Below are 13,864 nucleotides of genomic sequence, written 5' to 3'. Positions count from 1 at the left end.
GCTCCCAAAACTCGTCCGATATGCCGCCCCCGATCCCGCCATTGCCTTTATCGTGGCAGACCATCTTGAGCCAGAACGCGGCCGTTGAGCTATTGAGGACGCCAAGTAGTTGAAGGTGCTCTTCCTCGGTGACCCCCTCCCGCATCTTGATCACCGGTGAGGTGCGGTTGAATACCTTTCCACCCCGGTCCAGCATGAAGTGGTTATGCGTTGAAATCTCGGCAAACGCGATCGACAGGGGAGCTTTCAGCTTGCTCGACGTCAGGCGTCCATACTCAGTCCATTTGAGCCCGGCGTCCACTTTCGTCTTGCCACCAAACATGAGGTTCCGTGACACGGTCGTGCGCGCAGGCCACATTGCCTTCTCTAGCGCGCCATGATCCTCAACAGAAATCGGCACAAAGTCCGCCGTGTACGGGAACAAGGCCTCATTGAAGCCTTGGCCCGACCAATCGCGAAGGAGATCTCCAGTTACCATCGGGCGATGAAACTCGCCGGGAATTCCCTTACGCCACATAGAGTCGAATGGCATCAGGAATAGGTCGTCCTCAAGGGTAAATGCTGTGATGCCAATTGAATCGGAGATCATTCTGAGGGGATGCGTGGCCTCGTTGAGGCGATCGATCATCTCTCGACCGCCTGCTGCCAGTACCCATGGATGCGTCCCGAAGTACTTCCCCCGTTCCAGGTCCCCCACCGAAACCCACTGACTCACCGACCCCGGCTCGTCGATTTGCCCGACAATTGCCGACCACACGAACCCCTCCTCCGGAACCTCCGGAGCCGAAGGTTCCCCCTGCACCGAACGAACCGTGCGAATCGTGTCCCCGCGCCCCTGCGTCCAGTCGCGATTACGGCCGACGAGGATGACCGTCGGTGTCCCATGCCCCGGGATATACGCGCCGGAGGTGTCGATGACCTCGGTCAGTTCCACCTCGTCGCGGAAGAAAGACTCGATGAGCTCCGCTCCGAACTCCCGCTTCATGAAGGAGTTCGCCGTGATCTGGCCGACCATGCCATAGCCCTTGCCGTCGGCGCCACCCTTCTTCGCTAGCTCGAAGAAGCGCTGAGCGAACGGCACCGACAGCGCGTACTTGCCCGAACAGGCGTCGTACAACTCCCGGTAGTGCTTGTTGAGTTGCTTGTCCTTGACTGTGATGTACGGCGGGTTCCCCACGACCACGTCGTACCGGCCCTCATCCAGAAGGTGCGGGCGCTCCTGAATGTCCTCGGTCGCGTACTTGAACTCGGCCAGCGGGTCAGCCTCGGCCGTGAACAGCTGGTCCGTCACCTGCCGCGGCTTGATGAGGGAGTCCCCCACCGCCAACTGCATAGGCCACTCATAGCCCGCCGCCTCCCCCAGCGTCTGCACCGCCGCCGCCGCCATCGCCGCGATCAGCAGCCGGAACCGCGCGATCGCCACCGCGAACGGGTTGATGTCCACTCCGTGGACCGACTCCAGCGCCCCGCGCACCCGCGCGTGCGCGTCCAGCTCCGGTCGCCGGGCAGCCCACTCCCGTATCAGCCGCCGGAAGGCGCCCAGCACGAAGTGCCCCGACCCGCACGTCGGGTCGATCATCTTCAGGCCCTCGACGCCGCCCCGCTCTCGCACCACCGGCTTCATCGTCCGGTCGAGGATGAACTCCTCCACGAACTCCGGGGTCTGCAGCAGCGCGTAGTTCTTCCGGGCGGCCTCGCTCAGGTCCTGGTACAGGTCGCCCAGGAACCGAGTGTCCCACCCCTCCGTCCCGTCGCCGTCGTCCGGCAGCGGGTCCGTGAAGTCGTGGACCAGGACCGACGTCCCCGCCTCGTCGTCCCGCGTCCGCTGCCAGAAGTCCCGCAGCGCCCCAGCCCCCTCGTGCGAGAGCGGGATCTGCCGTAGCGGATTGTGCTCCGAGAACAGCAGTGCCCCCGCCGGCCCTTCCGCAAGCTCCTCGAAGGCGCGCTCGAACCAGCCCCGGTACGTGGGGTCCTCCGCCTTGTCCACGTACTCGTCGTACCGTGCCTGCGCGACCTCGCGCCCGGCGATGTCGGGCGCGGTGATGTACGGCTCCGGTACCAGGCCGTTGTCCTCGACGAAACGTATGAAGACGGTTCCGAGCACCCACGCCACCGCCACCTGCGTGATGCGCTCGCCGAGCCAGGACTGCCAGGTCGCCGCCGTACGGCCGACCTTCTTCGACGCTTCGTACTCGGCACGGAGACGGTCGCGTACCGCGTCCTCCCGCTTCACCTGGCCCTCGAGATCCGTCTCCGCCGCCTTGACCTGTGCCTGCAGGTCGGACAGCAGCGCCTTGCGGTCGATCACGCGGTGGCTCCTTCGAGGGCGTTCGGTTCGTGCATGCGGGTCCAGGACTTGGGAACGGGAATCCACTCCTGCTGGGCCTCGAGGTACGGGACGGGGCGTCCGGCGAGCTTCGGGACGGCGGTCTCGTCGTCCTGGGCGACAAGGACCCACAGGGGGCGGCCCCCGCGCCTGGCCAGTGCGGTCAGCCGGTCGAGGACGTGCATGCCGTCGTAACGGGCGAAGACGGCGGCGTCGATGAGCAGGACAGGGGTCCGGTCGGCGGCGTCAGCCTTGTGTCCCGTCGCCAGCTCCCCTTCCAACGCTCCCTGTACGGCCTGCCACACCGCCGCCACCAGGTTCGTGAACCCCGTCGGCCGCTGCCCGGCCGGGAGGGCGTCCGCCTTGACGACGACCTCCCACTTCGGCATCGCGCGCCCCGGCGTGAGGTCGCCCCGCAGCCCCTTCAGGAACAACTCGGTCACCGACACCGCCCGCGCCCCGTACTGGCGGTGCAGCTCCCGTCCCACCACCGGGGCGCTGCGCGCGCGCACGGTCAGCACCCGGAACCCGTCGTACCGCGCGGCGCCCGCCAGCTGCGCATCGGCCCGCGCCGCGGTCGACTCCCGATCCAGCGGACCTCCGGTCCCGGAACCGCTGCCGCTGAGGGCCGAGGTGTACGACTGGACCGCCTCGAACTTCCGGGGCAGGAACGCCTTCTTGTCGGCTACGTACTTGAGGTCGAACCCCGCCTCGCGCAGCGCCTTGAGCAGCTCCTCGGGCCTGTCCTTCATCCCGGCGAGCGCCGCCAGAGCGGGGAAGCGGTCATTGACCCGTTCGAGGACCTCGCGCAGGGGCAGCCCTGGCTGCTGCTTCTCGGGCAGACCCGGCAGGATGCGGACCAGACCCGCCTGGGTGAGCCGCAGGGCGCGAACGAGGCCCAGGTCGCGCGGGTAGATCTCGAGCCGCGGCGACAGCGCGGCGTTCTGGCTCGCCTGGGCGGCGAGGTTGGCGACGCGCCGGTCGTCCCAGGAGAAGTCACCCTCGGGCAGCCTCACGGCACTCAGCTCGGCGAGGACCGTGCTCGAGCCGGGCAGGGAGTCCCGGCCCGCGAGCCGGTCGGCGGCGTCGCCGAGCCGCTTCACATAGCTCAGCAGCGCGGGCGCGGCCGGGGTGTCGGGGCCGTCGGCTTCGTTGTCCGGGTCGACCTCCAGCGCGAGGAAGCCCGCGCGGCGTACCGGATCGGTCGCCTTGTACGGGGCGAAGTGCAGGAAAGCCCTGTCGTCGCCGGGCAGGTGCTGCTCGCGTTCGATCAGCGCACGCAGCACGGCGAAGGCGGCGGCCCGTCGCGCCTCCGGGTCTCCCAGGGAGTAGCCGCGGGTGCCGAGCAGCCAGCCGGCGAGGGCGTCCACGGAGGCGACCCGGCCGAGCACGCGGAGTTGCTCCAGAACCGCCGCTCGCACCTCCAGCAGGCCCTCGTCCTCCGCCCAGCGCTTGCGGAGTTTCTTCAAGTCGCCCGAGATCGACGCCTGGTTGGCGAATCCAACGGCCTGTGCGGCGTCGTACTGCCGCGGCCACACCGGAAGGTCCGGTGGCGTCCCGTCGGCGCCGGGCGCACGCAGCAGCTGCACGGCCACGTTGTGCAGCCGCTTCGTCCGGCCGGCGGCAGGCGGGACGATCCGGTCCAGGAGATGGTCGATGTCCTGGGTGTCGGAGACCACCCCGACGATGCGCTCGAGATCCGCCTCGAGCGGCGTCCTCGCCTCCGGTGACGACGGCTCCGGTTCCGGCTCGGGCCGCGAGCCAAGGCGGGCACGCCATTCCTTCTGCCGGCGCTGGATCTCCGTACGCGTCCGGGCGCCGAGCCCCGGCCGGTTGATGAACGTCTGGCTGGCCCGGTCGAGGAACTCACCGACCGTGGTGAGCTTCATGTCCCGCAGGATCGAATAAGCGGACGGTGTCAGACCCGCACGCACCAGAGGAGTGTCACGGGTGGCGACCTCGGCCAGCTGGTCGCGCAGCTCGGCGGTGTCGGCTTCGCTGTCCGGTGCGGAGCTCTGTCCTTGCCGCCTCAGCGACTCGTGTCCGGCGCTGGCGGCCAGCCGCTGCGCGTCCTGGAACACCCTCTGCCAGGACGTCCGCATGTCCCGCAGGTCCTTGTGGCGCTGCTTCGCATTCCTGTTCAACGCCTTGCGGAAGAACTCGGTGAGCCCGTCGCGCAGTTCGTCCTCGAAGCCCTCCGACGCGATCGTCGGGTACGGCCACTCCTTCGGGTCCGTCATCCGCGGGGTGACGGACCCGTCGCCCCACTGTGGCAGCTCGTTCGACGCCATCTGGTGCAGCGTCGTGGCGAGCGCGTACCGCTCCGCGGCGTCGTCGTACAGGTTCCGCATGACCGTGCCGACGAACGGGTCGAGATAACCGGATGTGCCCGCGCCGGTCTCGCGGGCCGAGACGGCGGCCAGCGAGAAGTCGAGGAGCAGAGCCTGTTTGGTGCCGTTGGGACGGATCCGGATCGCGATGTTGTCCGGCTTGATGTCGCGATGCCAGACGCTCTCGCCTTCCAGGTAGTAGAGGGCGTTGAAAAGGTTGTCGCTGTAGCGCTCCAGGTCGTCCATGGTGAGACGACCCTGGCGTCCCAGGACGCGCGCCATGGTCTCGTCCCGCGCGGTGCGGTCGTCGCGCTTGTCGTCGGCCTCGGCCTTGATGTTGCCGACGTACTCGGTGGCCAGGACCGTACGCCCGCCCACGGTGAACGTGCCGGGCACGAGCAGCCGGATGATGCTCGAGTCCCGCAGTCGGCCGAGGGTTTCCGCCTCGCGCTGCAACGCCTCCGACTTGTCGTCGTCGAGCGCCACCTTCAGCACCGCGAACGCGTCGTTCTTCCCTTGCTGTTCGTCGAGTACGAGGAGGGCGCGCGCCGTCGAGCCGGTACCGAGGCGGCGGCGTACCCGCCAACGTCCCTGCAACAGCGTGCCGGGCGGGACCTCCAGCGGATCGAGGTCGTCGGCGGGCTCCTCCTGCCAGGGCTGCTCGTCGTCCGGTACGGCGGCGGGCCGGAGGTCCTCGTCGACCGCCGCCAGCATTTCCAGGAAGTCGCCCACCGCGTCCAGCCGCTGGTCCGGCTGCTGGGCGGTGGCGGCATCGATCAGGTCGTCCAGGAACGGCGGGATGCCGTCCTTGACCGCCGACGGGGCGAGCCGCTCGCCCCTCTCCGCGCGAGCCTGCAGCTCCGCGCGGGTCGCGGCGGGAGCGCTGCCAGTGGTGAGCAGATAGGCGAGCGTGCCGATGCCGTACACGTCCATGCGCGCCGGATCGGCCTTCGGAGCGGTCAACTCCGGCGCCAAGTAAGGGTCCGAGGCGTTGTCGACACTTCCGCCCGACACCGTGGACGGCTCCAGGGTCACTCCACTGGAGGTGATCGTACGCGAGGCCAGCTGCCAGTCGGAGACTTGCACCAAGGGCCGCCGCCAGCGCTCCTCCTCGCTCAGTTCACGCCCTGCCGCGCCCTTGGAGCGGGGGATGACATGGATCGAGCGTGGGGTGAGGGCGCGGTGATAGAGCCGCTTGGCGTGCGCGTACTTGATCGCCTCGGCGATCTGGCGGACGAGTGCGAGCCGATCCTCCAGGTCCAGCTTCCCGCCCCACCGGTCGAGGAACTCGTCCAGGTGTAGCCGCTCCGGATGGTGATCGAAGGTGAGCGCCGGGCCCGCTTCATGGTCGGAGGGGTAGTAGTCCCGGATGCGCACCACACCGGGGTGGTGGATCCGCTTCAGTGTGCCGGCCTCCCGCTTCGCCGCCTCGACCAGCGCTTTGCGCGCCTCGCTGCTCGAATTACGGGGCCGCAGATGGACCCGTACCCGCACGGTCTCGGACAGCTGCTCGTGTCTGCCCGCGTAATCGGCCCAGGTGGCACCCGTGTCGAAAGGCCGCTTGTCCAGGATGAACGGGCCGACCTTCGCCTCCCGGACAACCTGCTGGATACCGACCTTCGCGAGCGTCCTGCCGATGTCGACGCTGCCCTGGGACGAGATCCTGAACCGGTCCTCGCGCGGCGGCAGCTGGAGCTCTGCGAGGAGGGCCGGGATGCCGTTGTAGATGTGGGCGTTCAACTCGTGCGGCGGCAGCGCCAGGTCGAGGCCGTCCTCGGTGAAGCACACACCCTCGGTGATGTACACCTTCGCGCCGTACCTGCGCAGCAGGGAAGCCAGTTCCTTGGACTTCTGGTTGGTGAGGCGCAGTGGATCGCCGAGGCCCTTCCCGTACCCGCGTCGGTTCCCCGGCGGGATCTGCACCCACTGGCCGCCACGCCGTTCCACCCGGCCGTGCAGACTCTTCAGCTCGATCATGTGCACGCCACCCGGCGTCACGACCAGGAGATCGACCTCACGAACGTGACCCGTCTGGCTGACGAAGGTGAAGTTGGACCACGCCCGCCACGGACCGTCGTCCCGCAGAGGCGTGAGGATCCTCTCGAGGGCCGCCTGCTCGTGGGGGTACTCGGAAGGAGCGACGGCCGTCCAGCGACCCTTCTTCATCAGCCTGGCTCTCCGATCCCCCGCGCTCTGCCATCAGGGCTGACCCCGGTGGGTGGTGAACGCGTGTCCGCCGTCCCGACAGCCCACCCTGATGGATTGTTAGTTTATTGGATTGTACGGGCGCGATCGCCATCCCCCAGCCCTTTTCCGCTCATCGCGCACAGGGGCCTTTCGGCCCTGCGATCGCGGTACCGAACTCCTCGCGCACACCGACTCCCGGGCAGCAGGAGGGTCAGGTTTGCGAGGATGGTGCCCGTGAATGACGTACGTGGTCAGGTCAGCGCCGTACGGCGACGAGGCGTCGTGGACGCACTGCGGCGGGGAGCCGTGCCCGAGCAGGGGCTCGATCTGCTCGCGACCGGCCTCGACCGGTTCACCCCCGCTTTGGACGAGGAACTGGAAACCGTCGCAGGCGGCGGCTCCGTCTTCAAAGCGGTGCGCGGCGAGTACGGCTCCGGCAAGACGTTCTTCACCCGGTGGCTCGCCGAGCGCGGCAAGGCCCGCGGGTTCGCCGTCTGCGAGATCCAGGTGTCGGAGAACGAGACGCCGCTGCACAAGCTCGAAACCGTCTACCGACGGCTCATCGAGCGGCTCACCACCGCGGCCTTTCCACCCAGCGCGCTTCAGCAGGTTGTCGACGGCTGGTTCTACGCACTGGAGGAGGACGCCCTTGCCGACGGTGTCGCCGAGGACGCGCTCGCCGACGCCGTGGACCGTTTGATGTCGGCACGGCTCGCCGAGGTCTCCCGGCACGCGCCGGCCTTCGCCGCCGCGCTGCGCGGCTACCGACAGGCGCTCGAAGCCGGCGACGATACATCGGCCGCCGCCGTCCTCGCCTGGCTCGGCGGCCAGCCACACGTGTCCGCCGCGGCGCGCAAGGCGGCCGGGGTGCGTGGTGACCTCGACCACTTCGGAGCCCTCGGCTTCCTCCAAGGACTCCTCACTGTCCTGCGCGACACCGGTCACGCCGGCCTCGTCGTCGTACTCGACGAGGTGGAGACGCTGCAGCGGGTCCGCTCCGACGCCCGCGACAAGGCCCTCAACGCGCTGCGCCAGCTCATCGACGAGGTGCACTCCGGACGGTTCCCCGGCCTCTATCTGGTGATCACCGGCACCCCGGCCTTCTACGACGGGCCGCAGGGTGTGCAGCGACTCGCCCCCCTCGCGCAGCGGCTCGCCACCGACTTCTCGACCGACCCGCGCTTCGACAACCCGCGCGCCGTACAGATCCGGTTGCCGGGCTTCACCGGGGAGCGCCTCGTCCAGCTCGGGCTTAAGGTCCGGGACCTGTACGCCGCCGGAGCAGGCGATCCGGTACGGATCCGGGAGGTGGCCGACGAGGCTTACATCGGCGACCTCGCCAAGGCCGTCGGCGGGCACCTGGGCGGGAAGGTCGGCGTCGCCCCGCGGATCTTCCTGAAGAAGCTCGTCGGGGACGTCCTCGACCGGATCGACCAGTTCGAGGAGTTCGACCCGCGGATCCACTACCAACTAACCGTTTCCCGGAACGAGTTGACCGATGTGGAACGCAACGCGGCGGCCGCCGACGACATCGGCCTGGAGCTGTGATGGCATCGGACCGGGCGGAGCGCCCAGATCCGGTGGATCGCCTGCATCCCGTACTCCTGCACCACATCGTCAACACCCTCGGCTGGCCCGACCTGCGCCCCCTGCAGAAGGCCGCCATCGACCCGCTGATGGACGGCGAGGACACCGTGCTGCTCGCCCCTACCGCGGGCGGCAAGACCGAGGCGGCCTCCTTCCCGCTGCTCGCGGCCATGGAAAACAGCGACTGGCAGGGCACGTCGGTGCTCTACCTCGCCCCCCTCAAAGCTCTCCTCAACAACCTCGAACCGCGCCTCGAGACCTACGCGGGATGGCTGGGCCGTACGGCAGGGCTGTGGCACGGCGACACCAGGGAATCCGCCCGCAAGCGGATGAGGGTCGAAAGCCCCGACATCCTCCTGACCACCCCCGAATCTCTCGAAGCGCAGCTCATCAGCAAGAAGACCGACCACAAGCACATGCTCGGCGGGGTGCGGGCCGTGGTCATCGACGAGGTGCACGCCTTTGCATCGGACGACCGCGGCTGGCACCTGCTCGCCGTACTCGAACGCCTCGAGCGCCTCGTAGGGCGGCGCATCCAGCGCATCGGTCTGTCCGCCACCGTCGGCAACCCCGAGGACCTGCTGCACTGGCTGCAAGGGGCACAACCACACGAGCGCACGGGCCGCGTCGTCGCACCCGGCGTTCATCTCAAGGCGCCCGAAGGAAACACCCCACCACCCGGCGACATCGAACTCGACTACGTGGGCTCCCTCGACAACGCGGCCAGACTCATCTCCCTCCTCCACGGCGGCGAAAAGCGTCTCGTCTTCTGCGACTCCCGCGCATCGGTCGAGGAACTCGGTGAAAAACTCCGCCTCCGCGGCGTGACGACGTATCTCTCCCACTCCTCCCTCTCCCTCGACGAGCGGCGCCGCTCCGAAGAAGCCTTCGCCGAGGCCCGCGACTGCGTGATCGTCTCCACCTCGACCCTTGAACTCGGTATCGACGTAGGTGACTTGGACCGGGTCATCCAGATCGGCGCGCCTGACACCGTCGCCGCCTTCCTGCAACGCCTGGGCCGCACGGGACGGCGCACCGGGACCATACGCAATGCCCTCTTCCTCGCCACCGAAGAGGCCGCCCTCCTGAAAGCCGCAGCACTGCTCCTGCTGTGGGGCCGCCACTGGATCGAGCCCGTCGTCCCGCCGCCACAGCCGCGCCACCTCGTCGCCCAGCAGATTCTCGCCGCGGCCCTGCAGCAGCACACACTCGGCGACCGCACCTGGCACGAGGAGTGGAACGGTCTCGCCCCCTTCGACAGGAGCGCGACGCCGATCATGAAGTACCTGGTCGGCGGGGGCTTCCTCGACACCGACGAAGGGCTCCTCTTCATCGGCCCCCAGGCCGAGAAGCACTTCGGCCGCCGCCACTTCATGGCCCTCACCGCGGCCTTCACCGCCCCGCCGCAGTTCACCGTCTACTTCGGCCGCAAGGACCTCGGCACCATCGACCCCCGGCTTCTGCTCGAACAGCGTGAGGGGCCGCGCCTGCTGCTCCTCGGCGGACGCAGCTGGCAGGTCGGCCATGTCGACTTCAACCGCAGACGTGCCTTCGTCGAACCCGCCGAAGGCGGCGGCCGCGCCCGCTGGGACAGCTACGGGCTCAGCGGCCTCTCCTTCCCGCTCACCCGCGCCATGCGCGACGTACTCCTCGGCGCGAACCCGCCCGTCCGCCTCACCCGGCGCGCACAAGCACGCCTCGCCGAACTCCGCGAGAACCGCGCCGCGCACGTCGACGCGCACGGGACACTCCTGCTCCGCGAGGGCGACAAACTCGAGTGGTGGACCTGGGCCGGTTTCCGCGCCAACGCCACCCTCATCGCCTCCCTCGGGGCCCTCGCCGACCCCGTACAACAGCCCGACGACGCCCGGATCCGCCTCAGTGCGGCAACGACACCGCAGAGTTGGCAGGCTGCCCGCGCCGACCTCGCCGACCGCCTGGTCCTACCCGAGGTCAACCCCCGCGCCGTACAGGGCCTGAAGTTCTCGGCCGCCCTGCCCGAGCACCTCGCCGCACGCACCGTCGCCGCCCGTCTGGCGGACTTCGACGGGGCCCGGTTTGTCCTTGACGAGGCGGTGCGCTGGGAGACACGGCAGTGACGGGGCGGCGGCTCAACCGCCGGGCAGGCTCCGCACGACGTACGTCATGTGCTGCAGGTTGCCCGCCTCCCCCCGAGCAGGCGACCCACCTCGGCCGGGCCCTCCTGGTCCTCACTCGAAGCGAGACCCTCCGCGGCCCGCAGACGATCACGGACTGAAGAACAGCCCCTGACCAGCACGAGCGCCCCTGACGAGACGCACGCCAGCCCCGCCGACCTGCATGAATCAGGATGAAACGAGTTCACTGGCCGCTCTGGTTCTGTGGGCCAGCCGAGTTGGCTGCCTCGCCTGCTGCCGAGCTGAGCCAGGGGGCGATGGAGCGGTCGTTGCTGAGGTCTGTGCGGTCAGCCACGGCAGCAATCACATAACGGTGAGAAATCTGGTTGGACTCGTAACGCAAGCCGTGGCTGATGCCGGGGATACACAGCTTGGCGCCCACCCCGCTCTGGGGGCACCACGTGGTGAGATTCCAGCGTGCGCCGCCGTTGAGGTAGTTGTACATGTCCTCGGCCGTGGCCGCATCTGGGAACGGGAACACCTGGATCGACACCAGGACGGGGTTGTCGGGCGTGGAGTGTGGGCCGGGCTGCTCAAGGTAGACGCCAGTCATCACCCGCTTACCCCCACGGGCCGTCAGCTCCTTGACCACATCGCTGCCTTTGAATGGGCCGTCGCCGGACGCTGCCTGGTCGCAGCGCCGGGCACCGCCGTCCACCCGGGCGAAGGTGATGTCCTTGTCGTCGGTGAACTGCCGGGGCAGTAGGGCGCTTTCGGTGAACTGGTCAGCTTGGCGAGGAGATCGCGAAGGACCAGACAGCCGTATTCTGCGACGTCCTCCTCCACTTGTCAGCCAGGCGAGCCGAGAAGTGAAAGGCCGCCCACTGGCGTTCACGCTTCCCGTCACCCGGGTGCTCCCTCGAGGCCACGCGTCTGATCGGCGCGCCTGGATGAGGTGTCGGAGCGGATCATCGTCACCAGCATGCGTGACCGTGCCGCTCCGATGTGGAGCCGCTTGCGGAGTGTTTCCGCGGAGATCGGCCGTTGGTAGGTCTCCCAGTGTCGGGCGTCTTCCTGTCGGGCGCGCTTCAGCAACTCATCGCCATCACATTGTCGTTCCGTCCCTGCCATAAGCGGGGAAGAGGCGCTCGTGGCTCGGTCATCGTTCTGGGGCGCCGCTGCCTGAGCGGAGGCTTGTTCGTACTGCGGCGTCGCGGATGGGTGTGATGCCGGGCTGGGTTGGCTGGTGGTGGCGAGTGCGTGGAGGAGTCCGGGTCCGACCTCGGCCCATCCGATGAGGAGAATGGGGCCGACCGCGTCGAAGGCCGCTTTCCCCGGGTCTCCTGCGATCAGTGGGTCGGCGGTGTTCAGCGAAAGAGTCATGCCGCTGGAGAGCAGCAGCAGCCGACGTGCCGGGCGCAGTTGCTCCACCGGTGCGCCGTGGAGGGCGAGGTGCCGGATGCCGAGCAGCAGGCCGAGGATGGACAGGTCGACCGCCGGGGCGACCAGGGGTGCCACCCAGGGTGGCACGCGCAGTCGCAGTGCGAGATTCCATACGTTGCCGAAGCCGAAGAGAAAGGTCAGGCTGACGACGGCCGCCACCATGCCGGTGACCGCCCGGACGGTGGCCGTGCCGTCCGATGTTCCGACAGGTTCCGGGAGGGTGTGGGTGAGGGGGTCAGACATTCTCGCCGATTCCCATCCGCTGGTGGGTCTCCTGGGCACGTTCGGCGGCCGCGCTGGCGCCGTAGTGGCGGGGCATGTCTTCGGAGATCCAGCCCATCAGCAGCATCAGGTCACCGGAGTCCCCGTTGGCCCGTTTCCACTCGTGGGCAAAGTTGTGCCGCCACCGGTGTGCATGCACGCCCTTCACTCCGGCTGACAGGCCGCGGCGCTTGATCATGATCTTGATGCCGTTGGGTGCCAGGCGCTTCCCGCCACGGTCGGCCAGCCACAGGTCCGGCAGTTCGGCGCCCTTGCGCTTGGCGCGGGCCCGCAGATACCGGCTCACCGCCCGGGCGGTCTTCGGTCCGAACCGCACGCGGCGGTCGCGGCTGCCCTTGCCGTGATAGTGCACCGAGTCGGTAACCAGGTCGATGTCCTCCAGGGTGAGGTTGCCGACCTCGGACAGGCGGGCGCCGGTGTTGTAGTACAGGCGGATGATGGCCTCGTCCCGCAGCTGGAGGAACGCCTTGCCCTTGCAGGCGGCCAGCACCTTCCTGGTGTCGTCGTCCCGGATGACCGGGATCAGCTTCTTCACGGTCTTGGGCTGGCGGACGCGTTCCATCGGCGAGCGGTCGATCTCCTCCTCATCCAGCATCAGCCACTTGAAGAACTGCTGCAGTCCCTTGTGCTTGTTCAGCGCGGTCGACGCCGACCGCGTCTCGATCATCCAGCCCTGGAAGGCTTCGATGTGGGCGCGGGTGACCTCGGCCGGACCCTCGGCCGCGTCCTCCGCCTCGAGGTCGGGAGTGACGTTCTCGTTCAGGTAGCGGGCCAGCTGGGCGGCGGCAAGGAGGTAGTTGTAGCGGGTGGTCTCCGGGTAGTTGCCCGCCCGCAGGGAGCGGTCCCAGTCGCGCAGGAACCCGTCCCAGGTCTTGGAGAGCCCTGTGGTGATCTTGTCCAAGTCCAGAAGCGGCATGGAGAAAAAGCCTCCGAGTCAAGGTGTCGGTGAGCGGCGTGCTCGACCTCGACGCGGGAAACGGGAGCGCGAAAAGAGGGCCCTCACAGGTGTTGACCTGCGAGAACCCTCTGCACCGTCGGGACGACAGGATTTGAACCTGCGACCCCTTGACCCCCAGTCAAGTGCGCTACCAAGCTGCGCCACGTCCCGGTGCTCGTTCGGCTTGGGCTTTCCCTCGCCGACCGCGCATGAAGAACAATACCGCACTTCAGGGGGTGGTCGCTGCCACCCCGGGTGAAGATCGGGAGTCCGGCGGCACCAGCTGGGGCGTTCACCCCGTGGGGTCGGGTCATCGCACATTGTTACCGGAGTGACGAGTGGGGGCGGCGCGGGCGGGGGCTTGACTTGAAGTTTGGTTTAAGTTGCACGCTCGCATCATGACCTTCACCGACGTTCACACCGCATATGGGCACGACGATCTTCCTCGGCTGATGAGTCTGATGACCGGGGACGAGAAGCACGGGCCGGCTGCTACCTCGACGCTGGACGTGGTCTGGGTGCTCTACGACCGTGTGCTGCGGGTTTCGGCGGAGGGCGTGGAGGCGCCGGAGCGGGATCGGTTTTTGCTGTCCAAGGGGCATGGGCCGATGGCGTACTACGCCGTGCTTGCCGCCAAGGGGTTCTTCCCCGAGTCGCTGCTGGCGGGGTTCGGGGC

At 68.3% G+C, this 13,864-nt stretch carries 7 protein-coding genes, 1 tRNA gene and 1 pseudogene; 3 read left to right on the top strand and 6 right to left on the bottom strand.

The window, feature by feature from the left end; translation table 11 throughout:
* Positions 1-2,308 (bottom strand): BREX-2 system adenine-specific DNA-methyltransferase PglX (gene pglX / locus GWI24_RS28425; protein WP_210948751.1); only part of this gene is annotated, 2,308 nt, incomplete at its 3' end.
* Positions 2,305-6,822, bottom strand: a complete 4,518-nt coding sequence (gene pglW / locus GWI24_RS28420) for a BREX system serine/threonine kinase PglW (protein ID WP_210948750.1) — start codon at positions 6,820-6,822, stop codon at positions 2,305-2,307. The genes pglX and pglW, both read right to left, overlap by 4 nt.
* A 246-nt stretch (positions 6,823-7,068) precedes the next feature.
* Here pglW and brxD point away from each other — a divergent pair, with 246 nt between their 5' ends.
* Both brxD and GWI24_RS28410 read left to right on the top strand, forming a co-directional pair.
* Positions 7,069-8,391 (top strand): BREX system ATP-binding protein BrxD, encoded by a 1,323-nt coding sequence (brxD, locus tag GWI24_RS28415; RefSeq protein WP_210948749.1) that lies wholly within the window; start codon positions 7,069-7,071, stop codon positions 8,389-8,391.
* Positions 8,391-10,529, top strand: a complete 2,139-nt coding sequence (locus tag GWI24_RS28410; RefSeq protein WP_210948748.1) for a DEAD/DEAH box helicase — start codon at positions 8,391-8,393, stop codon at positions 10,527-10,529. The genes brxD and GWI24_RS28410 overlap by 1 nt, the downstream gene beginning before the upstream one ends.
* Before the next feature lie 241 nt (positions 10,530-10,770).
* Here the strand turns inward: GWI24_RS28410 and GWI24_RS28405 are convergent, their stop codons facing one another.
* From GWI24_RS28405 to GWI24_RS28390, 4 genes are all read right to left on the bottom strand, one after another.
* Positions 10,771-11,433, bottom strand: coding sequence for a hypothetical protein (locus GWI24_RS28405; RefSeq protein WP_210948747.1), 663 nt, complete (start codon positions 11,431-11,433; stop codon positions 10,771-10,773).
* Positions 11,430-12,131, bottom strand: coding sequence for a SpdA protein (locus tag GWI24_RS28400; RefSeq protein ID WP_210948746.1), 702 nt, complete (start codon positions 12,129-12,131; stop codon positions 11,430-11,432). The genes GWI24_RS28405 and GWI24_RS28400 overlap by 4 nt, the downstream gene beginning before the upstream one ends.
* Positions 12,132-12,204: 73 nt before the next feature.
* Positions 12,205-13,167: a tyrosine-type recombinase/integrase gene (locus tag GWI24_RS28395; protein ID WP_210948745.1), complete on the bottom strand. Its 963-nt coding sequence runs from the start codon at positions 13,165-13,167 to the stop codon at positions 12,205-12,207.
* Positions 13,168-13,285: 118 nt separating this feature from the next.
* Positions 13,286-13,359, bottom strand: a tRNA-Pro gene (locus GWI24_RS28390).
* A gap of 227 nt (positions 13,360-13,586) precedes the next feature.
* Between GWI24_RS28390 and GWI24_RS28385 the strand changes: the two are divergent.
* Positions 13,587-13,864, top strand: a pseudogene (locus tag GWI24_RS28385) (transketolase); the annotation flags it as partial.

The organism is Streptomyces sp. MK37H, from assembly GCF_018035285.1.
In the GTDB taxonomy this organism is placed as follows: Bacteria; Actinomycetota; Actinomycetes; order Streptomycetales; family Streptomycetaceae; genus Streptomyces; species Streptomyces endocoffeicus.
The sequence above is the reverse complement of the archived record's forward strand: the minus strand, read 5'-3'. Positions and strand labels throughout refer to the sequence as shown.